A 22671-nucleotide genomic window follows, 5' to 3' on the forward strand; every position below is an offset into this window, starting at 1 on the left:
GTTTGACTATGCTTCTCGGCGTTCACGTCATAGTCAGAGACGAGGCCGATGTGTTAGGGCGCTGCTTAAGTAGCGTCCAAGGAATTGCGGATGAGATTATTGTCGCCGACACCGGTTCGACGGATCAGTCGGCGGCGATTGCCGCCGGCTTCGGCGCTAAAGTAATTGCAGTGCCTTGGCAGGATGATTTTGCCGCTGTACGAAATCGATTGCTTGAGGAAGCAAGCACGCAATGGATTTTGGTACTGGATGCAGATGAATGGCTCACAGGAGGAGAACTGTCACTTCTGAGGCAAGAGCTGGACAATGCAGACGTATCCTTGTCATCATTTAAGATTGCAATGGAGCATATTATTGACGACACGGATCATCAGAATGTGGTGCGGAGCGAGGCTGTCAGACTATTTCGCAATGGACATGGCTTTAAATATACAGGAGAAATCCATGAACAGCTTTGCACGGAAACGAATGAATTGAAGGAAGCAGAAGGTCCTCTGCTGAAAGCTTCCTTTCTTCTTTTACACGATGGCTACAAGCCTTCCGTCATTCAGCGTAAAAAGAAAACAGAAAGGAATTTACGGATCATTACCAGGCAGCTGTCCCAGCAGCCGAATGATCCTTTTTGTCTATACAATTATGCCGTTGCACTATGCCAATTGGGCAGTCTTGCAGAAGCGCTTGACGCTTTTCGACAGTCGCTTGCAACGACATCGGTAAAGGCGCCTTATCGGCCCACGCTCATTCGCGACTATGCCAAAACATTGCTAGCCAGCGGCAAAGCAGATGAGGCCGGACAATTACTGCGAGGGGAAACGCTCGGCTATGGGGATTATGCTGAGCTTCATTTGCTGTATGGCGAAAGTCTGGTTGCCCTTCATTTGCTCACGGACGCCGAAGCAGCGTTTAAAGCGGCAATTGCAGCGGGGGAACAAGGCAGCTACGTATCTCTGGCGGGATCATCGGGTTATCGGGCACATACAGCCCTTGCCGAAATTTATTTGCGCTTAGGTCACCGGATAGAAGCGAATCATCATTTGAAAATAGCGCTGGAGCAAGCTCCCCTATGGGAGCCAGCCTTGAAAGGTATGGCGTTATGGCTTCACGAAGACGGTGTGCCTGACTCCGCTTTGGCGGACCGGTTAGGCGAGTGGGTGAAGTCTGATCAGACTAAACTTATTGCCCGTGTACTGGGCGGCATCGGTGCTTATGAGGAGGCTTTGACAGTCTGGCAATCGGTTCAGAATAAAGAATTGACGGTCCGGGATACGGTGCTGTTCAGCGAGTGCCTGATCGGAAACCAGCGGTATTCCGAAGCGAGTGAGCTGCTGGAGGGCTTGGTTGTTCAGGATCAGGCCTATACGGAAGAGCTAGGGATGGCAATAGTCGACTGGATGCTTTGCCTTTGGGCGGAGGAGCGGCGAATGCCCGTTCAAGGCTGGAGCCAGCTTAGTCTGCTAATGGGAAAACCGCAGTTGGATTGGGTAAAAGAGCTTGATCTGCTTTTGACGTCAAAAAGACGCGGTTATCCGGCAGCTCTTGCTAATGCCCGTAATTTAGAGGCAGCGAGGATTTTTATGGATCGGGCCATTGGACATGGCATGCTGCCCTTGGCGCAGAGCTTTGCAAAGCGGCTTCGAGGACTAGACGGTTCCTTTGAGATTTCCCTGTACGATAACGGCTATATGACTGCATCGGCAGATCTCATGCTGCAAAGCTATGGGGCAAAAGGCAGGCTGGGAGCGGAACAGGCTTATCGCTTGGGCGAGCTGCTTTACCGTAAAAGACTGTTTCAAGAAGCGCTGCCGCTCATGGAGCAAGCTGCTGAAGCGGAAGGGTCAGCAATTGCCGACCGGGCACAGCTAGCTGTTGCCTCGTTATACTTGCAGCTGGCGCTAGAGTCGCTGCAGCCAGAGGATTACGGCGGAGGCCGGAGCTGGGACGGCGGCTGGCCGGAGCAGGATCGGGAACGGATTACGGAGGCGTTAAGGCTGACGGAAGCGCTTGGCTGGTTAACGAACTGGAACGGATTGCAAAGGAGGCGCGCAGGTGGAGATGCGTCGGAAGCTAATTTCCTTATGCATGATCGTTAAGGATGAAGAGGCATTTTTGGCGGATTGTCTGAAGAGCGTACAGGGCATTGCAGATGAAATTATTATTGTCGATACGGGTTCAACCGACCGCACGACGGAAATTGCGGCCCATTATGGCGCAATAATCGTTCATTATAAATGGGATCACGACTTTGCAAAAGCACGAAATGCAGGCTTGGATCGGGCTAGTGGAGAATGGATTCTCTTTCTGGATGCTGATGAGAGACTGGATGCGTCCACGAAAGGCCAGTTGCTCGATTTTGTAAAAGACAAGAGCATTTCCGCGCTGCTGCTGCAAATTTGGAACATTGTCGGGGACGATGAAGGGCAGGGGGCGACAATCCATCCGGTGCTTCGCTTATTCCGCAGCGACAAGAAAATCCGGTTTGAGGGGCGGATTCACGAACAGATTGCACCATCGGTTTTGCGAAGGTTTCCGGATCGAAGATTTCATTTGACAGAGGCTATCATCCATCATTATGGCTACAAGCACCAAGTAGTAGAGTCCAAAGGAAAGCTTAAGCGCAATATGGAGCTGTTGAAGCTGGCTATAGCGGAGGAGCCGGGGAACAGCTTTCACCGCTACAACATCGGTGTAGAGCATTTGAGGGTGGGAGAGCCGGCGGAGGCTCTGGCTGCTTTCCGGCTGGTACGGAATGCTGCTGATTTCGAGCAATTGAATTATGCGCATCTGGTCAACAAATACGAGGCGTTAAGCCTGCAATTGCTAGGACGATGGCAGGAGGCTGCGGAAGCCGCATCGGAAGGGACGGTTCGTTTTCCGGCTTATACGGATATGTGGCATTATAAAGCGCTGGCGCATGCCCAATTGGGACAGTTGAAGGAAGCTCGTGCCGCCGCGGAGCGGGCGGTAGAGCTCGGCGTGGCGCCGCCTCAGTATCATACAGAGGACGGAATGGGCACTTTTCGCACCGCTTATTTACTGGGGCGGTTATGTGAAGCGCTGCAGGATGATCAGGCGGTTATTCGTTACTACGTGCTGGCGCTGAGGATGAAATCCAGTCTGCTTCCGCCATTATTCCGTTTATGCGCCTATTACCGGTCTAGCGGGCGGTCCATAGCGGTTAGCGCTGTGCTCGCTTCTAAGCTGCATTGTCCAGACGAGGGATCGATCTTAAAGGTAGCGGGTGTCATGCAGGCTTCCGGCTGCGGTCAAGCAGCGTTATCTTGGCTGGAATGGCATGCTTCCACAGAAAAGAATTCGGCGCTCAAGCAGTCGTTGACCGAGATTATCGCTAGGTTTAGAAGCGGAGACAACAGTGTGCTCCCGTTTGAAGAAAGGCAGTCCTCTGTTAACGGGTACGAAGGCGGGGAAGCCGGGGAGAAGCAGGTAAGATCGAAAGATTGGCGCGACCGGGCGGATGACAGGCTGGCTGCTTATCAGAAGAGCAGGAAGTCAGCATTGGAGCAAAGAGCGGTAACGGCCATTCGGCTTCAACTGCCTTTTTACGAGGGCTGGTAATCGATATATGGCGGCAAGGAGGAGCTGAAGAAAATGGAACGACCGCTAGGAGAACTGCCGATTTCGTTATGCATGATTGTGAAGGATGAGGAAGAGCTTCTGGCGCAATGTCTTCGCTCCTGCTTGCCTTATGTATCGGAAATGATTGTGGTGGATACCGGTTCGGTTGACGGTACGGCAGCAATAGCGGCAAGTTTTGGAGTAAAGCTTATACAGAGGGAATGGATTGATGACTTTGCAGTCGTCCGGAATGCAGCTCTGACTCATGCAACCCAGCCCTGGCTGCTGGTACTGGATGCGGATGAAACATTAGAACCGCTGCCCATGGAGCAATGGTACGGTCTGTTGGAAGATGAAACAAAGATGGGCTACTACGTTCAATTGGTGAGCAGCGTAGACTCAGCAGCGATAGATGAACTTCAAGATGGTGCTCCGGCAACAACGACAGTGAAGGATCTGGTATGCCGGTTGTTTCGCAATGATCCGCGTATCCGATTCGCAGGGGCGATTCATGAGGAGTCGGTGTCTGCGATAGAGAAGGCTTTTGGAGCGGAGGCGATCGGCGTAGCCCCTATTGTGGTGCTGCATGAAGGTTATCGCGAGGAGCGGCTTCGCAAGCGGGGGAAAAGAGAGCGCAACGCGCGAATTATCGAAGCGGCCTTAGCTGAAAATCCGGGAGATCCCATGCTCCGTTATGCCCGGGGTACGGAGTTTTTCACGTATGGCGACTGGGAGAATGCCGCTGCATGGCTGGAGCCGCTGGCAGCGGAGCTTTCGCAACATAACGGATACGCTTCCGACGTCCTCCTGAAGCTGAGCCACGCGTTACGCGCGTCAGGCCGATTGCAGGATGCCGAGCGCTGGGCGGAGCAGGGCTGGCGTTTATTTGGTTTTGCCGATTTTCCTGATTTGCATGAAGCCCATGCAGCAGCGCTATTGGAGCAGGATCGTCCAGAAGAGGCCATTCAAGCTTATAGCAGGGCATTAGCAGTTGGATCGGCACCGGTCTACTATACTTCAGCCCCGGGAGCGGGCACTTACCGGACGTTATGCTCGGCAGGATTTGCGGCGGAGAGGCAATACCGGTGGCGGGAAGCAGCCGTTTATTATAAGGAAGCACTTCGGATTCATCCGGGATATGGTCCGGCTTGGGAACGACTGCTTATGATTGGGGCGTTGGAGGAGAGGTTTCGTCCGGTTTGGGCGGAAGCGATGGAATGGTTTTTGCATAGCGGGCAGAAAGCGGAGCGTTCGCATGGACAGGGACAGAGACAGGAGGGCTTTGATAGTGGAGATCGTTCGCTTGGAATAGAAGGTCTTCTGGCGCGGCTAGCAGATGCTGGACTGGAGCTGGCAGCTGAAACAAGCTCGCTAGCAATAGAGCAGTTGGGCGATCAGGCTGGCTTCTGGCAAGGATTGCTGCTCGTACAACAAGGTGATGCAGAAGCAGGGCGAGGCCAGTGGGAGCGTTATGCGGCACAGCTTGTGGATGGGGCGAAAAAGCGGCAAGTGGAAGCCTGCTTGGCTGCGCTGCGGCTTCGGCTCCGTGGGGATAGCGGAGGCGATCAAGCGGCAGCAACAGCACAGGCTGCCGCCGCAGCCGCCGGGCTCGCTCCGGCGGCTTTCGCGCGGACGCTGCTGCATGTCCGCGCCTGGCCCGCGTGGCAGGCGCTGCTCGCCGCCGCGCCTGCGCGTGAAGCAGCGGCGGCGCATATGCTCCCGCCGCTGCAGTGGTGCGCGCTGCTGGGCGCGAAAGCGCCAGCGCCCGGCAGCGCCTATGCGGCGCAGCTGCTTCGCGCCGCTGCGCCAGTGCCTGCGGCGCCCGCGCTGCTCGCAGCGGGCGCTGTTGCCGCAGCCGCGGGCGATTGGCCCGCCGCGGCGGAGCGGTTCGCGGCCGCGCGAGCCGGCGGGCCGCGGCCATGGCTGGCGCGAGCCGCCGGCAGCGGGCTCGCGGCTGCATACGCCGCTGCTGCCCGAGCGGTGGCTCCAGCCCCAGCCGGGGCAGCAGGTCTTGCCCCGGCATCAGCCCCCGCTCCCCCGTTCGAAGCGTACGCGAAGGAGCAGCTTGCAGCTGCTCTCGCACCTCTTTTGGCCCCCCCAATGCTAATATCAGAGAGAGAACTGCTGCTTCGCATCAGTTCTGCTCTATACAGTCTCTAAAATAGGGAGGGCACTCGTGTCCCTCCTATTTCGGGCTGTCCATTGATTCGCTATATCATTCGTGTAATTTCCGGCGATTTTGTGTATGATAGGAAGATAATATTTTCGTGGGAAAGAAAGGTTGGTTGATCGCCGTGGAAAACACAGTGGAGAATAAGACATCATCCTCTAACTTTATTAAAAACATCGTCGCCGAAGATTTGAAGGAAGGCCGCGTGCAGGAAATTGCAACCCGCTTTCCTCCGGAACCGAACGGCTACTTGCATATTGGACATGCCAAATCGATTTGTCTGAACTTTGAGCTTGCCGATGATTTCAAGGGCAGAACGAACCTGCGCTTTGATGATACGAATCCGGTGAAGGAAGATACGGAGTATGTAGAATCGATTCAAGAGGACGTTCGCTGGCTCGGTTTTGACTGGGAGGAGCTTCGTTTTGCTTCCGATTATTTCGAGGAGCTGTACGACCGCGCGGTTCTGCTGATCAAGAAAGGCAAAGCTTACGTCTGTGATCTGAGCGCTGAGCAAATTCGCGAAACGCGCGGCACGCTTACGCAGCCGGGACAAGACAGCCCGTACCGGGGCCGCAGTGTTGAGGAGAATCTTGATCTGTTCGCAAGGATGCGTGCAGGCGAGTTCCCGGACGGAGCGAAGGTGCTCCGCGCCAAAATCGACATGGCTTCGCCGAATATCAACCTTCGCGATCCTGTGCTGTACCGTATTTCTCATGCGCATCATCACCGGACAGGCGACGCTTGGTGCATCTATCCGATGTACGATTACGCTCACCCGATCAGCGATGCGATCGAAGGCATTACACATTCCATCTGTACGCTGGAATTTGCTGACCACCGTCCGCTCTATGACTGGGCTATCGCCGAGTGCGAGATGGCTGCCGTTCCGCGTCAATACGAGTTTGCGCGCCTGAACGTTACCAACACGGTAATGAGCAAAAGAAAGCTGAAGCTGCTTGTCGACGAGAACGTAGTTGACGGCTGGGATGATCCGCGGATGCCGACGATCAGCGGTCTGCGCCGCAAAGGCTTTACGCCGGAATCGATCCGGGCGTTCTGCCGCGAGATTGGCGTAGCCAAAGCCTACAGCGTCGTGGACGAGCGGATGCTGGAGCATTTTATCCGTGAGGACTTGAAGCTGAAGGCGCTTCGTACAATGGCCGTGCTGCAGCCGCTGAAGGTTGTTATCACGAACTATCCGGAAGGCCAGACAGAGCTGCTCGAAGCGGAAAACAATGCCGAGAACGAAGAGATGGGCAAACGCCAAATTCCGTTCTCCCGCGAAATTTATATTGAGCAAGACGACTTTATGGAGAATCCGCCGGCCAAATACTTCCGTCTGTTCCCTGGCAACGAAGTTCGTCTGAAGCATGCCTACTTCATTACTTGCCAAGAGGTGATCAAGGACGAGGCGGGCAATGTCGTTGAGCTGCGCTGCACCTATGATCCGGAGACGAAAAGCGGCAGCGGCTTCAACGCCCGCAAAGTCAAAGGAACGATTCACTGGGTTGAGGCTTCGCAAGCCGTACCGGCCGACTTCCGCCTGTTCGAGCCGCTTATTACAAATGAAGCGGAAGAGGAAGACAAGCCTTTCCTGGAGTGCATCAACCCGAACAGCCAAGTGGTGCAAAGCGGCTTCGTTGAGCCGAACATGAAGGGAATCGCGGGCGGCGAGAAGTTCCAGTTCTTCCGTCACGGCTACTTCAATGTGGATCCGAAGGATTCAACGGCGGACAAACTGGTGTTCAACCGGATCGTATCGATGAAAAGCTCGTTTGATCCATCCAAAGCTTAACCAATCATTTCATTTGATTTACAGTACCTCCCGGCTTATGTGCCGGGAGGTTTTTTTGTTATGCTGCCCTTCTATCTGCTTCTTGGTTTTGTCGAATTCTTAGAAGGACGTATGGTGAAAAAAGTCGGATCCTGCTTCCGAAAGAAGGGTTTTAAGGGAAATTGAAGAAGTTACTCACATGGGGGAATTCAAAACCTTTTTCAAGTGGGGAATTATTGGTCTGTTGTTCTTGGGAATATGCCTAATGGCAACCAAACCGGGAGAAAGCCAGTACGAGAAGTGGCGGGCATCTAAACACGGGATCATCTGCTGGTATGATCCGATGCTGCTGACCACTTGCAAGAAAGACGGCGAACCGATTGAATGGCGCAGCAAAGCCACAACATGGGGACTTTTTACGGTAAAAGTCAGAGATCGCTATGCAAGCGCTGACCGGTCTTACGTGATTCATGCGATCGGATTGTTTGGCAGATTTATCGATTTTCGGTCATAAAGGAAGAAGGCAGGGGCGTATAGTAAAAGCAGCCCAGCTGTTCTGCCCGAATACAAATTGCTGTTCAATGAGGGGAGTTATGATGTTTGCCGCTTTTCAACTGACGGTTCGGTTTTTGCTGGAGCTGGTGCTGTTCATCGGCTTGGCCTATTGGGGATTCCAAGTGGAGGGGAGCGTGCTTCTGCAATTTATTGCAGGACTGGGACTGCCCATTGCGGCAGCCATTGTGTGGGGCAAATTGCTCTCGCCAAAACGAACGATCAAGCTGGGGCTGCCATGGCGTCTTCTAATCGAATTCGCTTTAATGGGCGCTGCGTTTGTCTGCTACTATGATTTGGGCTATCATGGCTTTGCTATTTTCTTCGGCATTGTGCAGGTGGTTAATCGTACGTGCATCGCCGTTTGGGATATTCAAGACTGGCAGGCGCGGGCAAAAAAATAAACGGATAATAGATAGAGGAGGAAATAGAATGAATGCAGGATTTTGGATTCGGTTAGGTGCGGCTTTGTTGGATGGTTTGATTATAAGCCTACCGGTCAGCCTGATAGCTGCGGCTTTATTCGGCGGAACAGGCGGCGAGAACTTCGCGAATGTCATTACTTTTCTGTATACACTGCTGCTTCCGGTTTTTTGGAATGGCTACACCGTTGGCAAAAGGGCTTGCGGCGTACAAATCCGCAAGCTTGACGGCTCCCCTCCAACAATCGGCACGATGCTGCTGAGACAACTGGTTGGAGGACTCGTCTACGGCATCACTTTTGGCATTGGCGCTATCGTCAGCGCCTTTATGGTCGGTTTGCGGGAGGATAAGCGCGCCATTCATGACTTTATTGCCGGGACTGAGGTTGTATACGCCAACTAATCTAGCGGTTGTAACATCATATATGTACACAAATGAACGCCGCCAATGCTGAGAAAGCGTGGCGGCGTTCATTTGTGTGCCAACAAAATGCAAAAGTGCATTTTGTTCCAGGGTAAATGGGGTGTTTCGGTGCTTCAAAATGTAAAAATACATTTTGGTTCGCCGATTTTGAGCCAAATGGGCGAAAATAGCCCGTTCAGCCTGCATTTTTACATTTTGAAGGTGAAAAACGGCGGTTTTTCGCTAATTCACCTGCACTTTTGCATTTTGATAGGTGCAGACTGCGGCCGTTCCCGCTTTCCCTACTCTAAGAGCCTGATAGGGCAGATGAAAGGCTCAATGGCCAATTTGCTCTAGATAAGGCTCCATCCAGAAGCTCCTCTGCGCAGCGGCCTAAATCCCCGCCGCCCCGTACACTTTGTCGAAGCCGGCCTTGGAGCGCTGCACAAGCTCCTCCGGTGTTCCTTGCGGCGCTTCCGCAGCCAGAATCTCCTGCGTCACCGCGCCTTTGTAGCCGATTCGTTTCAGTGCGGCCAGGAAGCCTGCGAGATCGATGACGCCTTCGCCCGGATAAAGGCGGCCGTTGTCCAGCACCTCGGAGACAGGGAGCGCCGGCGCATCGTTAATGTGCACGTGGACGATCTGCTCCGGACGGAGCGCCTCGATGTCTGCGATGCTGTGTTCGTTTGTGTACCAGTGGAAGGAGTCGAACAGCAAGCCGACGTTGCTCTCGCCGATCGTATCGATCCAGTCGAGCGTTTCGTCAAGCGTCCAGATGAACGGATTGGCCCAGTTCGTGCGCAAGTGATGCGGGCCAACAAACTCCAGTCCTAGCCGGATGCCATATGCGCCAAGAATTTGCGCGCAAAGCCGGAGACGCCGCGTCGCCAGCGCCATGAAGTGCGCGGCGTTCTGATCGGTCGATGGGAGTACATACGTGCAGCAGCTTGTACAGCCAAGCGCTGCAGCCGCTTCCGCCGCCGGTGCAAGATGCTTCAGGCTGGAGAGGAACTCTTCTTCGGTTGTCCGCCATTCCACGGGCAAGCCGATAGAGCCGATGACGATGCCCTTTTCGTTTAGCAGAGCACGGGCCTGCTCCAAGCCATGGCGGGCGATAAGGCTGCCCGCATCAATATCAACTGCTTGAAATCCGTAACGCGAAACAAGCTCAATCAATTGCTCGTCGCTTTCTACATTGCCGAGACCGGCATGGGATAATCCTCTTAACATATTAGTTGCCTCCTCCTTGACTGGACCAGTCCAGCTTCACTTCATTGCCTGTCCGCGACGATTCGTAGATCGCGTCCAGAATCAGGTTGTTGGTATAGCCCGTTATTGCAGATGTAATCGGCTGTTTGCCTTCGCGGATGCAATCCAGGAAATGGCGGCTCAAGCGCAGCCGTTCGCCTTCATCGTCGTTTTGCCTCACGATATCGGTATCAATCGCCCGGTCGAACTTCTCCGTCAGCAGCTTTCCTTTATCGCCCCGGTACGAAGCCCCGCCCTCGCTGCCCATCAGGTGAACAAACGGCGTATTGTCCGTGTCCATATGGACCGCCCAGCTGACCTCCAGCGACAGCGTGCTGCCGTCCTCCATCTTGATGAGTGCTGTAGCCAAGTCTTCCACGTCATAGTGGCCTTCCCAATTCGGCTTGCCCCAAGTGCCGATGCCTTTCCGGTTAGGGCCAAACTCCGCGTAAGTAGAGCCGTAGACGGATACCGGCTTCGGATTGCCCATCAAATAGAGCGCAAGGTCGAGCATATGAACGCCAATGTCAATCAGCGGACCGCCGCCCGACTGGTCCATGCGAGTGAACCAAGTGCCCCAGCCGGGGATACCTTTTCGGCGGTACCAGCCGGTTTTGGCTGTATAGATGCGTCCAAGCTCGCCGCGGTCGATTTGCTCTTTAATTTGCATCGGAATGGACTCCCAGCGCATTTGGTGAGCGACCATGACGACCTTATCAGAGGCCTCGCTAGCGCGCAAAATGCTGCGGGCCGCTTCGCTGTTAATGCCCATCGGCTTCTCAAGCAGCACATGCTTGCCCGATTCGATAGCCTGTACCGCAAGCGGGGCGTGAAATTGATTCGGTACGCCTATAATGACTGCGTCAATATCGTCGCGAGCGATCAGCTCCTCTGGCGATGCTGCGACCACAGGGATAGAGAATTGCTTTGCCCGCTCTTCTGCAAGCGGTAAGTAAGCATCAGTAATAGCGGCAATTTCACATTGCTCCGCCAGCTTTGAGAATTCGGTCGCGTGTACGCTGCCGATGTTGCCGGCGCCGATAATGCCGATTCTAATTTTTCCGTTATGGCTCATAGGGCTCATCCTCCAATGAAGTATGCAGCAGCATGAAGCGCGTGCACAGGTTTATGGTTTCAATCTTTAACGTTCTGCTTACGCTCTCTATGGTAAAATAAACGTTACGAGAAAGAATGCTTGTTTTTCGATAAAAGTCTCTATTTTTCGGAGGAGGCTCTTGGGCCGTGACTTATTTTCCCGACTATTTGAAAACGTATCCAAACATGCATACCTCATCTCCGCTTCATATCAGTCTGAACCGTTTGGATCATGGCTTTCGTCCGCATAAACATGATTTTTTGGAGTTTTCGTATGTCGTTTCCGGAAGCGGCGCCGAGTGGGTGAATGGAGAAAAGCATGTTATGAAGCCCGGTACATTCACCTTCGTCCTGCCCTATCAGGTGCATCAGCTGTTTACCGATCCTGGCGAGCCGCTCATGCTCTACAATTGTATGTTCAGTATGGATTTGCTGATGGAGCCGGCCAAGGAGGACGGACTGCTTGGTCTGATCGCGGCGTTCGAGCTGCCGTCGTTCATCCAACTGAGCGGAGAACAGGATACTAGGATGTTGGGGCTGATCGAGGAGCTGTTTCGCGAGTATGGGGGCAGCGAGCCTTGGCGAAGTACGATGCTGCAAGTCAAGCTGAAGGAAATACTGATCGCCTTCGACCGGCTGCGTCTCGCCACAGCAGCTCCAGCAGCTATGCCGATTATGCAAACTCAGCGAAAAAACGTCTGGCCGATTATTTCCTACATTCATGCGAATTATCAGGATGATCTGACGCTTTCTGATTTGTCAGCCGCTTTCGCAATGAGCGTCTCCCGCATCAGCGAGGTGATCAAAGAAACGACAGGACAAAACTTTGTCCATCTGCTGCATGATCTAAGGCTTCGTCATGCTTGCGGACTGCTCGTATCGACAGATATGAGCGTTGCCGAAATCGCGCTTGAAGTCGGGTACGGTTCCTATAAAACCTTCTCCCGTATTTTTCACGAGAAGAAAGGCGTCGTACCGAAGGATTACCGCAAACAAAAGCCGGAGGGCGAGTTCGTGCCTTAATCTTGATTTACAACGACGAAATGTTCCGCCTGTGAAGCATTCAAGTGTGCCAAAAAGAACCTCGCCTCCATCTCATAATGGGAAGCGAGGTTCTTTTACTACATATATAAGTATTCTGCTCTATTGAGCCGTCCAGCCGCCATCCACGACCAGAAGCGTACCGGTAACGAGATTGGAGGCTGGCGAAGCCAGATAGATAACCGCTCCTGCCACATCATCAATCGAACCGATGCGTCCCGCCGGAATCCGCGCCAGTACTTGATCCCTGAACTCGGGCGTATCCAGCCTTTCAGCCGTCCCCGGCGTATAGATAAACGTTGGCCCTACCGCATTGATATTTACGCCTCTGCTGGACCACTCTAGCGCGAGCACCTTCGTCAACTGATTGACGCCGCCCTTGGAGGCGCAATAGGCGACGCCCTCCGGAATACCGACGATGCTCACTTGAGAGCTGATGTTGACGATTTTCCCGCTTCCTTGCGCAAGCATGATGCGTCCGGCTGCCTGGCAGCAAAAAAATACGCCCTTCAGATTGACGTCCAGCATTTCATCCCAGTATTCCTCCGTTACATCCTCTGCCAGCATGCCTTCACCAAGCCCTGCATTGTTCACCAGAATATCAAGCCGCCCGAAATCCTGCGCCACCTTCTCGAACACGCTTCGGATCTGCCCGACGTTACGCACATCCAGCTCATAAGCCTTCGCTTCGCCGCCGGCGGCAGCAATTTCTTCAACCAGCCCTTCAAGCGATTCCTTCCGGCGCGCAGTTACGGCCACAATGGCGCCAGCAGCGGCCATCGCTTTAGCCAAGCCGAAGCCAATGCCTTTGCTGGCACCGGTTACGATGGCGATTTTTCCTTGAATGCTGAAATCAGGCATAAATATTCCTTCCCTTCCTCTAGGGCGTGTCTGAAAACCCGTTCAGTGGCATCTTTCACCGCCTTTCCGCCCCCTGCTTCGTTCCGTTTGCTTGACGTACCCCCCGGGTACGCCTTCACAAACGCGCCTTGCATAGAACGAAAATTCGGCAAAATTTGCTGCCCTCAGAGTTCTCAGACACACCCTAAATCGCTTTGTTCAATAGTTTACCATAGGCTGTGACATTTGGCTGTTGCGGCCAGCTCCCGGTATCTGCGATCGGCTCCCCGTCTGCTGTCTTTTTCCACTTTCACCACCAAATCCGAAAAATGATGCCCTCAATACGAAATCTCAAGCCTTACTCCCCAGGAGGGGACAATCTACAATAAAAGTATAGAGATTGCAAGGGCTTTCATTTCGATTGATTCACAACAGCGTGGAGGTAATTACTTTGAAGACACAGCTTAATCCTGCGCCCGTTTCCTTGTCTGCCCAGGATACGAAGGCGGAAAGAAGGAAATGGTTCAAGCGGTTGTACAGCCAAAGACATATTCAAATTATGGCTCTCCTTGGCGTCGCTTGGATGATTATTTTCAACTACGTACCGATGTACGGCGTAATTATTGCGTTTAAAGAATTCAACATTGTTAAATCCATTAGCGAAGCGCCTTGGGTGGGGCTTACGCATTTTAAAGATTTCTTCCAAGATGAGAGCTTTATGGACGTCATGCGGAATACGCTGGGCATCAGCCTCATTAAACTGGCGGTCGGATTTCCTCTGCCGATTATTTTCGCATTGTTCTTGAATGAAGTTCGCTCCGTTGGCTTCAAGAAGGCGATTCAGACGATTTCCTATCTGCCTCACTTTCTATCATGGGTTATCCTCGGCGGCATTCTGACGACGTGGCTCGCAGATGTCGGGATCATCAACAATGTGCTGATGGCGCTTCATCTGATTAAGGAGCCGATTTCCTACTTGGCAGAACCGAGCTACTTCTGGAGCATTATTATCACCTCCGATATTTGGAAGGAACTAGGCTGGTCGGCGATCATTTATTTGGCGGCTATCGCCAGCGTATCGCCAGAGCTGTATGAAGCGGCAACCATCGACGGCGCAGGCCGTTTTCAGAAAATGTGGTACGTAACGCTTCCTAGCATCAAGGCTACGATCTCCATCCTGTTCATTCTGGCTGTGAGCGGCGTGCTGAACTCCAACTTTGACCAAATTCTCGTGCTTCGCAACTCGCTGAATGAGAGCGCAAGCAACGTTATCGACATCTATGTGTATCAGACAGGGATGCAGCAAGGACGCTACTCCTATTCGACAGCAGTGGGGCTGTTCAAGTCCGTCATTGCGTTAATCCTGCTGCTGCTTGCCAACCGCGTCACGAAAAAAATGAACGATACATCGCTGTTCTAGAAAAGGAGGTCGTTAGACCGTGTTTAAACGCAAAACAAAGGGAGAAGCTTTTTTCGACCTCTTCAATAATTTCGGCATGCTGCTGATCTGTTTCGCCACGATGTACCCGATCTGGTACGTGCTGGTGAACGCCTTTAACGAAGGCCAGGACGGCATGCGCGGCGGTATCTACTGGTGGCCGCGGGTGTTCAGCTTCGAGAGCTTCACAGCCGTATTCCAGAGCAGCGGCATTATGGGCGCCATGGGCATTACGATTGCCAAGACGCTGCTCGGTACGGTGCTGCACGTCTTTTTCACCGCTATGGTCGCTTATGCATTTTCCCGCAAGGGCCTGATCGGCGGCAAAATCTACATCTTGTTCGGTACGGTGACGCTGTTCTTCGGAGGCGGCCTCATCCCGACCTACCTGTTGATGAAGGATCTGCATTTGCTGGACAATTTCTTCGTGTATATCATTCCGGCAATGTTCAGCTTCTTCGATCTCATTATCTTCATGACCTTCTTCCGGGAAATACCGGACGGGCTGGAGGAAGCGGCGAAGATCGACGGCGCCAATGACTGGTCGATCTTTATCAAGGTAATTCTGCCGGTATCGATGCCAGTAATTGCGACAATCGCATTGTTCCACGGGGTCTATCAGTGGAATGATTACTTCGCCGGCGTGATCTATATGAACAATATGGACCTGCAGCCGATTCAGACGTATTTGTACCGCGTCGTAGCGCAGTCCAGCTCGAACCAGATGCTTGCGGCTATTCCGGGCGGCATCGGCAAATCGGTCACCTCGCAGTCGATCAAGCTGGCTACGATGGTCGTTACGACGCTTCCGATCGTTCTCGTCTATCCGTTCCTGCAGAAGTACTTCGTTAAAGGGATGATGATCGGTTCGATTAAAGGCTAACCTAAGGCAATACCTGCGGCTCTATGAATAGGGCGGCAGATTGCATATACTCATTCTTAGAGAGAAGGGGAAGACAAACAGATGAACAAGAAGCATACGCTTAAAAACATGTTGATGCTGATGGTCGCTGCGGTTCTCGTGTTTACAGCCGCCTGTTCTTCGGGCAGCAAAAACACGGACAAGGAAGAGGGCGGCTCAAATGCCGAGACAGTGAAGCTCACCCAGGATGATAAAGGCTGGGAAGTAGACAAAAGCCCGATTACGTTTGACTGGTATATTAACTTTTCATGGTTTCCTAACAAATGGGGCGTAGATGCGACCTCGAAATATATTACAGAGAAAACAGGCGTAAATATCAACTTCATCGTGCCTGCAGGCAATGAAGCGGAGAAAATGAATACGATGATGGCTTCCGGCAGTCTTCCAGACTTTATTACGCTGGGCTGGTATGAGGATGCTGTTAAGAAGATGATCGAAGGCGACTTGGTGCTGCCGCTCAATGAGCTTGCTGACAAGTACGACCCGTACTTCTACAAAGTAACAGATCCTGCGAAGCTTTCGTGGTATAAGCAAGAGAACGGCAATGTATACGGCTATCCGAACTCCTCATCGTCGCCTAAAGACTATGAGAAATTCGGCGACAACATTGCGTCCTCGCAAACCTTCCTTGTACGCAAAGATATGTACGAGGCGCTTGGCAAACCGGATATGCGCACGCCAGAGGGCTTCCTGAAAGCGCTGGAAGATGCGAAAAAAATGTTCCCGAACGTGAACGGCCAGCCGCTCATCCCGCTGGGCATGTATGATTTCAACGATACGGGCAATGCCGCCCTGCAGCACTATATTCAAAACTTCCTGGCTATTCCTTACGAGAAAGACGGCCAATTGTATGACCGCAATACCGATCCTGAGTATGTGAAATGGCTGAAAACGATGCGTCAAGCAAACGAAAACGGATTGCTGGCGAAAGATATCTTCATCGACAAACGTCCGCAAATGGAAGAGAAAATTGCTCAAGGCCGCTACTTCGCAATGCTGTATGCAAGAACGGATTTGGCTAACCAGCAGAACGCGCTGTTTGCCAATGACCCGGAATCGGTCTACATTGCTGTAGACGGTCCAGCCAACGCGAATCTGGATCAGCCGACGCTTGCCGGACCATCGATTTCCGGCTGGACAGTAACGCTCATCTCCAAAGATGTGAAGGACAAAGCTCGCGCTATCCGTTTCTTGGACTACCTGATCTCTGAAGAAGGCCAGCATGACCTGTTCTTCGGCAAGCAAGGCGTAACTTGGGACAACATCGACGGCAAAGATCAATTCCTGCCAGAAGCGCTTGATCTGATGAATAAGGATCGCGGCGCATTCGACAAGAAATACGGGGCTTCCCATACGTTCTGGATGATGATGGACACGAACCTGACGCCAATCTGGAGCCCGCCAACTGTTGAGCCTTTCAAGCAATTGGAGGATTGGACTTTCGGCAAGACGGTCAGCCTTTCGGAATTTGACCAGATCAACCCTACCGGCACTTCGCCAGAAGGAATCAAAAATACCAAGATTGATCAGGAATTCGGCAAGGTGCTTCCAAAGCTGCTGCTCTCGAAGTCGGAAGCGGACTTTGATAAGATTTGGAATGAGTTTCTGAAAAAACGCGACTCCCTCGGATTCAAAGAGGTGCAAGCGTACAAGCAGAAAAAATACGAGGAAAATGTAGCGAAGCTTAACGGCGCTGCAGAATAATCGGGCATTCGCTCTCCAGTGAGAGAGCAGACCCAGCAGAGGGTACTCCAGAACCGGAAACGGGCTGGAGTGCTTTTTGTCGCATAAGGGGAAGAATAGCAGAGTAGATTAGCCGGACGGAAGTGATAGGGAAATGGGCAGAAAAATGGCGCAATCGATTGCGCACTGGTTCAACCGCAGATCGATGCAGAGCCGCCTAGTGGCCGCGTATATCGTTATTTTGCTGCTGCCAAGCCTTTTGGTATCGAACTACTTATTTAGTCAAATTCGCGAGAGCTATGGCAATGATACGCTGAAGCAGGCGCAGTACTCGGTGGAGATGGAGAGGGTGAACATCCGCAATCAGATTGAGGCGATGGAACGGGCTGCCCAGCTTACCATATCCGATTCCGAAATTATCGACTATGTATCGCGGGAAGAAGAGCTCCCCGTTGAGGACCTGCTTCAGCTGTACCGCGGACCGCTAACGGATATGATCAATATTCAAATCAACAATCCGAATATCGTGCATCTCCGGTTGTTTGCGAACAACCGCTACTTGTCAGAGGTTTGGCCGGTAGTATTTCATGAGCGCCGCATTCAGAATGAGCCGTGGTACAAGCAATTGGAGACCTTGAACGGCAAGGAGCTATGGCTGTTCAAAAACGAAGACCCCGACATTCTGCGCCGCAATGTGACGGAGGGTACCAATCAGATGCCGAAGGTTTCCCTTATGCGCGTGGTAGAGGCCGGGGGCAAGCGTGTTGGCGTGATCGAGGTGTCCATGCTGCTGGAGCAATTTTCGCCGAAAGCATTTGCAAGCATTAAAGACGAGGGAAGCCAGATGATGATCGCAGATCGCAACGGGACGATCTATATGGATGAGCAGCAGCCGTTTGCAGGCGGCAATCTGGAGCTTCACGACGCGGTGCTGGAGACGTTCGGAGAGATGGAGCGGCAGCAACTGACTGAATTGCGTTTTGTCGTCGACAAGCATCCCTATTTGCTCGTGTCTGCCCCGCTGGAGCAAGCGGATGCGCATATTCTCAATGTCGTCTCGCTGCAAGCCGTCAGTAAGGACATCTCCAAAGCGCAGATACAGATTATTTCATTTAACGTCATCATTATCGCGTTACTCTCACTTATTACCTATTGGCTGAACTCGATTATTCTGAAAAACCTGCGAAGATTGACCGAGGCGATGAAAAAGGTGAGGCGCGGCGAGATGCCGACTGGACTTCCGCTGAGCGGCGGGGGCGAGATTGGCGAGCTGGCCCATCATTTTAATAAACTGATCCATACGATTAATGAGCTAATCGCCCAAGGCGTGAAGAAGCAGGCGCTGACCAAAGAAGCGGAGCTGCGTACACTGCACAGCCAGATCGATTCTCACTTTCTATACAACACGCTGGAAAATATTAAAATGCTGGCAGAGATGGAGAATCAGCGGACGATATCGGATTCCCTTACTTCGCTTGGCGGCATGATGCGCTACAATTTCAAATGGTCGGGCGAGTACGTAAGCCTGCAGGATGAAATTCGCCATATTGAGAATTATATCGCCGTTATGAATATCCGGTTCGATGAGCCGATTGCGCTGGAGCTTCATATCCCGCCAAGCTTAATGGAGATCGAAGTGCTGAAGATGTCGCTGCAGCCCATCGTCGAAAATGCGGTCAAGCATGCATGGACGGGCACAGAAGAGGATCAAAGCGTTATTCGCATTGAGGTAGCGGAAGACCAGACAGGCAGGGCAGGTCAGGCTGGCAGTGAAAGTCGTGCTGACAGCATCACAATTAAGCTTAGAGACAACGGCATGGGTATTGGAGAAGAGCGTTTGCAGCGTTTGAATGAATGGGTGCAGTCCGGGCAGACCCGTGAAATGTCTTCAGGAAGCGGTCCCGGCAATGGCAAGCAAGCGATTGGAATCGGCCTGCGCAATGTACATGAGCGTATACGGCTCTATTACGGCGAATCTTACGGGTTGCAGATAGACAGCGTAGAGGGACAATTCACAGAGGTGGTTATTACCCTGCCGAAAGTGCTGTTAATGGGAGGAAGTTCCGAATATGAGAAAAATGCTGATCGTAGATGACGAGAAAAATATTCGGTTAGGGCTTAAAATGATGATCGAAAGGGAATTTCCGGACTTCTATGAGATACGGATGGCCATTCATGGGCAAGATGCGCTGGCTCAGTACGAGGGCGAACGGGCTGATATTGTCATTACCGATATCCGGATGCCGGTCATGGACGGATTAGAGCTGATTCGCAGGCTGATGAACGAGCTGGAGAAGGGGCAGGAGCCGCCGATCTTTATTATTTTAAGCGGCTATGACGATTTTGCCTATGCGAGGGCGGCTATTGAATTTCAGGTGAAAAACTATCTCTTGAAGCCCATTCGCCGGGAAGAGCTGTTCGAGGCGCTGCGCAAAAGCGAAACGACGCTTCAGGCGCAAGCTGAATTGGCCGAGCGGGTCGCTGTAAGCGACACTTTCCGTGAGCAGCTGCAAATTAACCGGCTGAAGGAATGGTTTGGGCAAGAAGGTGACGTTGCGATCGAGAAGGCAGATGAGTTTGCGGCAAGCGCCGGCTTCGATACGTTCAGCCGTCCGTTTACGGTTGCGGTATGGAATGATAAATCGGAGAGCAGCGGATCGATGGGTAAAGAGCAGTTCAAGCAAATGGCGGAAAATTTGCTGAAGCCGATGGATGGCGTGCTGGATGCTTCTTTCCTCGATAACGGGAATCGGCTCGTATTGATTGGCAGTCCGTCCTCGCAATTTGTTGAGCTGTACAAGCAGATTTGCGGCAATGAACAGGTACATGTCGGCATCAGTGCAGAAGGCGAGAAAGCCGAGGATCTGTTCCGCTGCTATAGGCAAGCCTCTGAAGCGCTGCAGTATTCCTTCCTGTATTCGAGCTGCCGCCTGCTGCGGCATGAGGACATCGCAGGGGAAGCACGCGCTTATCCGGCTGCTCCGATTGAGGAGGTGCGCAAGCTGGGCAATATGCTGGGGACAGACCGTGAGCGGGAAATGCTGGAGCTGCTGAAGCAGATTTTTCATATCGAGGAGCTTCCCCGGGTTGATATCCAGTATTTGAAGCTGGCAGGCAAGATGATCAACGAGCAGGTGCTCGACGAAATTTTCCGCATCTATGGCGAAGGGTCCATTGAGGTGCTGAAGCTGTATCGCAAAGTGGGCAGCATGGACAATTTCCGTACCTTCCACGACTATTACCGCAGTCTGGAGCTGCTGCTGTCCAGTGTGAATGAGTATGTGCGGGGCATCCGTTCTGCCTATAGCGAGCATTCGGAGATTAAAGCGGCGATTGCCTACATCGAGGAATTCTATTACAAGCCGCTGAATATGGCTGTTGTAAGCAATCATGTCGGGCTGAACTATTCTTATTTCAGCGAGGCGTTCAAAGCACATACCGGCGAGAGCTTCGTTTTGTTTCTGAAAAAGGTGCGCATTCGCAAGGGCAAAGAGCTGCTGCTGGAGGACAATCGCAAGATGCAGGATATCGGCAGCGCGGTCGGCTTCGAGAACAGCAAGCAGTTTTCCCGCGTGTTCAAGGAGCTGGAAGGCGTGTCGCCGCAGGAGTATAAGATAAAGCTGCGGACAGATGCGCAGCAGGGCTTGGGCGAAGGGATAGAGTGAGGCGGAACAAGCAGCTGTACGAGAAAAAAGAGCTGGTCAAGAGGAACAGGGTGTGACTCCCATTCTCTACTTGAACCAGCCCTTTTCTTTAAAGCGGGTAATCGCTTCGATGCGATTGCTGACGTCGAGCTTATCGAGGATGACGGAAATGTAATTGCGAACCGTTCCGGTCGTAATATAAAGCTCGCTGGCGATTTCCTTCGTGTTTTTGCCGTCTGCGATTAAGCCGAGCACTTCTTTCTCCCGTTCGGTGAGCGGATTCTCCTCGCCGTAGGCTTCGTCCATCAGCTCTGGGGCGTATATACGGCGCCCAGCCATCACGCTGCGGATCGAGGCGGCAAGCTCCTCACTGGGGCTGTCTTTCAACAGATAGCCGCTGACGCCTGCCTTAAGGGCACGGTCGAAATAGCCGCTGCGGGCAAAGGTTGTAAGAATAATGACCTTGCAGCCTGCGCCTTTCAGCTCTTCGGCTGCTTCCAGCCCTGTTTTTGCCGGCATTTCAATATCCATAATGACCACATCGGGCTTGTGGAGATGGACGAGCGCAACAGCCTCCTCGCCGTTTCCAGCCCGTCCGACGACTTGCATATCCTCCTCCAGATCAAGCAGCGACGCAAGTGCGCCAAGAAGCATCCGCTGATCCTCTGCGATGACGATTCGTATCATTACGCTCACCTCCTATAATTGGTTTACGGCATTCGGCACGCGAATGATGAGCGTCGTGCCTTGTCCGGTTGATGTAATTTCCAAATTGCCGTTGACGAATTCCAGCCGCTCTTTGATACCCTTTAATCCGTTGCCGTTGTGGAAGCCGCTGCGCGTTGACTGAATGCCTTTGCCGTTATCCTGCACCCGGATAGAGAGATCGGTCCGAGTCGGCTCGATGGTAACGCAGCATGCCGTCGCTTCGCTGTGCTTCACGATGTTGGTGACGGCTTCCTTCAGGCACATGCTGAGTACATTCTCGTTCAGAAGCGAGGTGTTAGCGAGCTTGGGATCGCCTTCGATTGCGAATTCAATCTCCGCCGCATTCAAAATTTGATGGACGCGGTAAACCTCATCCTCCAGCCGGGTTCCCCGCATTTGGGTGACCAGCTCGCGGACTTCCTTTAGTGCTGTCCGGGCTGTCTGCTGCACATCATGAATTTCAGCCTGGGCACGCTGGGGGTCGCTTGCAACCAACCGGCCGGCCAAGTCGCTTTTGAGCCCAATGAGACTTAGCTTCTGTCCTAGCGTATCGTGAAGATCACGCGCAATTCGTTGCCGTTCTTCCAGCTTTACAAGCTCGGAAATCCGTTTGTTGGCATCCTCCAGCTTGACCTCAAGCTTCTCTTGCTTGTTCCGGTTGTAATTGTTGACGGGAAGGAGAATGACCACGATCAAGCTGATGAGGATGAACGGAAATTGGCTGAGCAGCGTGGAGTTCGTCGAGATAAAGCCATAGTTAATCGTTATGAAGGTTGTGACAAGATGAATCGTATAGAGTGAGATGAACCCTGCACGATTCCTGATATTTCCAATGAAGAAAGCGAGAAAAATTGAAAAGTAGACGTAGCTGAACAGAAGCGTCATCGCAATGGAGATGACAATCTGCAAGCCCGTCCACATATAGACCTGCCAGCCCTTGGATACGAAAGAAAGGACGTAGCAGGTGAAGAACAGCAGCACGAGCGCGACGCCGTAGACAACCTCGATTGTAGAAGAGGAACGGACAATGAAGTAGAAGGGCAAGATACAGAATACGATCCAGACATAGGGGCTGAGACCGGTATTTTTGTGGAATATCTGATGCCATTTGTTCATGTTCGTTCCTCCTTCCTCCGCTCGCTGTTTCTATAGATG

General features: G+C 52.6%; 19 protein-coding genes. 14 read left to right on the plus strand and 5 right to left on the minus strand.

Annotation, left to right across the window (positions count from 1 at the left end; genetic code table 11):
• The first annotated feature begins 8 nt into the window (after positions 1 to 8).
• The 8 genes from ACFVVF_RS18300 to ACFVVF_RS18335 all read left to right on the plus strand — a co-directional run bounded on the left by ACFVVF_RS18300 (position 9) and on the right by ACFVVF_RS18335 (position 9254).
• Positions 9 to 2090 carry a glycosyltransferase gene (locus tag ACFVVF_RS18300; RefSeq protein ID WP_387812622.1) on the plus strand — a complete coding sequence of 694 codons (2082 nt, stop codon included), beginning with the start codon at positions 9 to 11 and terminating at the stop codon, positions 2088 to 2090.
• Positions 2053 to 3573 (plus strand): tetratricopeptide repeat-containing glycosyltransferase family 2 protein, encoded by a 1521-nt coding sequence (locus tag ACFVVF_RS18305; protein WP_387813156.1) that lies wholly within the window; start codon positions 2053 to 2055, stop codon positions 3571 to 3573. Before ACFVVF_RS18300 ends, ACFVVF_RS18305 begins: the two co-directional genes overlap by 38 nt.
• 33 nt (positions 3574 to 3606) lie before the next feature.
• On the plus strand, positions 3607 to 5733 hold the full coding sequence (locus tag ACFVVF_RS18310; protein WP_387812625.1) for a tetratricopeptide repeat-containing glycosyltransferase family 2 protein: 2127 nt from the start codon (positions 3607 to 3609) through the stop codon (positions 5731 to 5733).
• 146 nt (positions 5734 to 5879) lie between these two features.
• The gene (locus ACFVVF_RS18315) at positions 5880 to 7541 is read left to right on the plus strand and encodes a glutamine--tRNA ligase/YqeY domain fusion protein (protein ID WP_387813159.1); all 1662 of its coding nucleotides are present in this window, start codon (positions 5880 to 5882) and stop codon (positions 7539 to 7541) included.
• A gap of 178 nt (positions 7542 to 7719) precedes the next feature.
• Positions 7720 to 8034, plus strand: a complete 315-nt coding sequence (locus ACFVVF_RS18320; protein WP_387812628.1) for a hypothetical protein — start codon at positions 7720 to 7722, stop codon at positions 8032 to 8034.
• 67 nt (positions 8035 to 8101) lie between these two features.
• Complete coding sequence (locus ACFVVF_RS18325) at positions 8102 to 8476, plus strand: YrdB family protein (protein WP_387812631.1); 375 nt, start codon at positions 8102 to 8104, stop codon at positions 8474 to 8476.
• A gap of 28 nt (positions 8477 to 8504) precedes the next feature.
• Complete coding sequence (locus ACFVVF_RS18330; protein ID WP_387812633.1) at positions 8505 to 8897, plus strand: RDD family protein; 393 nt, start codon at positions 8505 to 8507, stop codon at positions 8895 to 8897.
• A gap of 45 nt (positions 8898 to 8942) precedes the next feature.
• Complete coding sequence (locus ACFVVF_RS18335) at positions 8943 to 9254, plus strand: hypothetical protein (protein ID WP_387812636.1); 312 nt, start codon at positions 8943 to 8945, stop codon at positions 9252 to 9254.
• Between the two features lie 36 nt (positions 9255 to 9290).
• Here the strand turns inward: ACFVVF_RS18335 and ACFVVF_RS18340 are convergent, their stop codons facing one another.
• Positions 9291 to 10127 (minus strand): sugar phosphate isomerase/epimerase family protein, encoded by an 837-nt coding sequence (locus ACFVVF_RS18340; protein WP_387812639.1) that lies wholly within the window; start codon positions 10125 to 10127, stop codon positions 9291 to 9293.
• A gap of 1 nt (position 10128) precedes the next feature.
• On the minus strand, positions 10129 to 11220 hold the full coding sequence (locus ACFVVF_RS18345; RefSeq protein WP_387812642.1) for a Gfo/Idh/MocA family protein: 1092 nt from the start codon (positions 11218 to 11220) through the stop codon (positions 10129 to 10131).
• A 167-nt stretch (positions 11221 to 11387) separates the two neighbouring features.
• On the opposite strand from ACFVVF_RS18345, the gene ACFVVF_RS18350 reads away from it, so the two are divergent.
• The gene (locus ACFVVF_RS18350; RefSeq protein WP_387812645.1) at positions 11388 to 12263 is read left to right on the plus strand and encodes a helix-turn-helix domain-containing protein; all 876 of its coding nucleotides are present in this window, start codon (positions 11388 to 11390) and stop codon (positions 12261 to 12263) included.
• Between the two features lie 120 nt (positions 12264 to 12383).
• Here ACFVVF_RS18350 and ACFVVF_RS18355 read toward each other — a convergent pair whose 3' ends face one another.
• Positions 12384 to 13142: an SDR family NAD(P)-dependent oxidoreductase gene (locus tag ACFVVF_RS18355; protein ID WP_387812649.1), complete on the minus strand. Its 759-nt coding sequence runs from the start codon at positions 13140 to 13142 to the stop codon at positions 12384 to 12386.
• A gap of 463 nt (positions 13143 to 13605) precedes the next feature.
• Between ACFVVF_RS18355 and ACFVVF_RS18360 the strand changes: the two genes are divergently transcribed.
• The 5 genes from ACFVVF_RS18360 (at position 13606) to ACFVVF_RS18380 (ending at position 20829) form a co-directional block, all read left to right on the plus strand.
• Positions 13606 to 14541 (plus strand): ABC transporter permease, encoded by a 936-nt coding sequence (locus ACFVVF_RS18360; protein WP_387813162.1) that lies wholly within the window; start codon positions 13606 to 13608, stop codon positions 14539 to 14541.
• Positions 14542 to 14560: 19 nt separating this feature from the next.
• Positions 14561 to 15442 carry a carbohydrate ABC transporter permease gene (locus ACFVVF_RS18365; protein WP_387812652.1) on the plus strand — a complete coding sequence of 294 codons (882 nt, stop codon included), beginning with the start codon at positions 14561 to 14563 and terminating at the stop codon, positions 15440 to 15442.
• Positions 15443 to 15523: 81 nt separating this feature from the next.
• Positions 15524 to 17185 (plus strand): extracellular solute-binding protein, encoded by a 1662-nt coding sequence (locus ACFVVF_RS18370; RefSeq protein WP_387812655.1) that lies wholly within the window; start codon positions 15524 to 15526, stop codon positions 17183 to 17185.
• A 133-nt stretch (positions 17186 to 17318) separates the two neighbouring features.
• Positions 17319 to 19259, plus strand: coding sequence for a sensor histidine kinase (locus ACFVVF_RS18375; RefSeq protein WP_387812658.1), 1941 nt, complete (start codon positions 17319 to 17321; stop codon positions 19257 to 19259).
• Entirely contained in the window at positions 19234 to 20829 is a 1596-nt protein-coding gene (locus ACFVVF_RS18380; RefSeq protein ID WP_387812661.1) for a response regulator, read from the plus strand. Before ACFVVF_RS18375 ends, ACFVVF_RS18380 begins: the two co-directional genes overlap by 26 nt.
• Before the next feature lie 66 nt (positions 20830 to 20895).
• Here the strand turns inward: ACFVVF_RS18380 and ACFVVF_RS18385 are convergent, their stop codons facing one another.
• Positions 20896 to 21495: a response regulator gene (locus tag ACFVVF_RS18385; protein ID WP_387812664.1), complete on the minus strand. Its 600-nt coding sequence runs from the start codon at positions 21493 to 21495 to the stop codon at positions 20896 to 20898.
• 12 nt (positions 21496 to 21507) lie between these two features.
• A complete protein-coding gene (locus ACFVVF_RS18390) occupies positions 21508 to 22632 on the minus strand; it encodes a sensor histidine kinase (protein WP_387812667.1) in 1125 nt (374 codons plus the stop codon).
• Positions 22633 to 22671 lie beyond the last annotated feature (39 nt).

This window comes from Paenibacillus sp. NPDC058174 (genome assembly GCF_042883865.1).
Taxonomy (GTDB): domain Bacteria; phylum Bacillota; class Bacilli; order Paenibacillales; family Paenibacillaceae; genus Pristimantibacillus.

What these genes read in the sequence shown, in the direction of transcription:
- ACFVVF_RS18375 (WP_387812658.1), top strand. Translation starts at nt 17,319, where the DNA reads ATGGGCAGAAAAATGGCGCAATCGATTGCGCACTGGTTCAACCGCAGA.
- ACFVVF_RS18320 (WP_387812628.1), top strand. Translation starts at nt 7,720, where the DNA reads ATGGGGGAATTCAAAACCTTTTTCAAGTGGGGAATTATTGGTCTGTTG.
- ACFVVF_RS18300 (WP_387812622.1), top strand. Translation starts at nt 9, where the DNA reads ATGCTTCTCGGCGTTCACGTCATAGTCAGAGACGAGGCCGATGTGTTA.
- ACFVVF_RS18325 (WP_387812631.1), top strand. Translation starts at nt 8,102, where the DNA reads ATGAGGGGAGTTATGATGTTTGCCGCTTTTCAACTGACGGTTCGGTTT.
- ACFVVF_RS18355 (WP_387812649.1), bottom strand. Translation starts at nt 13,142, where the DNA reads ATGCCTGATTTCAGCATTCAAGGAAAAATCGCCATCGTAACCGGTGCC.
- ACFVVF_RS18305 (WP_387813156.1), top strand. Translation starts at nt 2,053, where the DNA reads ATGCGTCGGAAGCTAATTTCCTTATGCATGATCGTTAAGGATGAAGAG.
- ACFVVF_RS18340 (WP_387812639.1), bottom strand. Translation starts at nt 10,127, where the DNA reads ATGTTAAGAGGATTATCCCATGCCGGTCTCGGCAATGTAGAAAGCGAC.
- ACFVVF_RS18345 (WP_387812642.1), bottom strand. Translation starts at nt 11,220, where the DNA reads ATGAGCCATAACGGAAAAATTAGAATCGGCATTATCGGCGCCGGCAAC.
- ACFVVF_RS18310 (WP_387812625.1), top strand. Translation starts at nt 3,607, where the DNA reads ATGGAACGACCGCTAGGAGAACTGCCGATTTCGTTATGCATGATTGTG.
- ACFVVF_RS18380 (WP_387812661.1), top strand. Translation starts at nt 19,234, where the DNA reads ATGAGAAAAATGCTGATCGTAGATGACGAGAAAAATATTCGGTTAGGG.
- ACFVVF_RS18390 (WP_387812667.1), bottom strand. Translation starts at nt 22,632, where the DNA reads ATGAACAAATGGCATCAGATATTCCACAAAAATACCGGTCTCAGCCCC.
- ACFVVF_RS18335 (WP_387812636.1), top strand. Translation starts at nt 8,943, where the DNA reads ATGCTGAGAAAGCGTGGCGGCGTTCATTTGTGTGCCAACAAAATGCAA.
- ACFVVF_RS18370 (WP_387812655.1), top strand. Translation starts at nt 15,524, where the DNA reads ATGAACAAGAAGCATACGCTTAAAAACATGTTGATGCTGATGGTCGCT.
- ACFVVF_RS18330 (WP_387812633.1), top strand. Translation starts at nt 8,505, where the DNA reads ATGAATGCAGGATTTTGGATTCGGTTAGGTGCGGCTTTGTTGGATGGT.
- ACFVVF_RS18385 (WP_387812664.1), bottom strand. Translation starts at nt 21,495, where the DNA reads ATGATACGAATCGTCATCGCAGAGGATCAGCGGATGCTTCTTGGCGCA.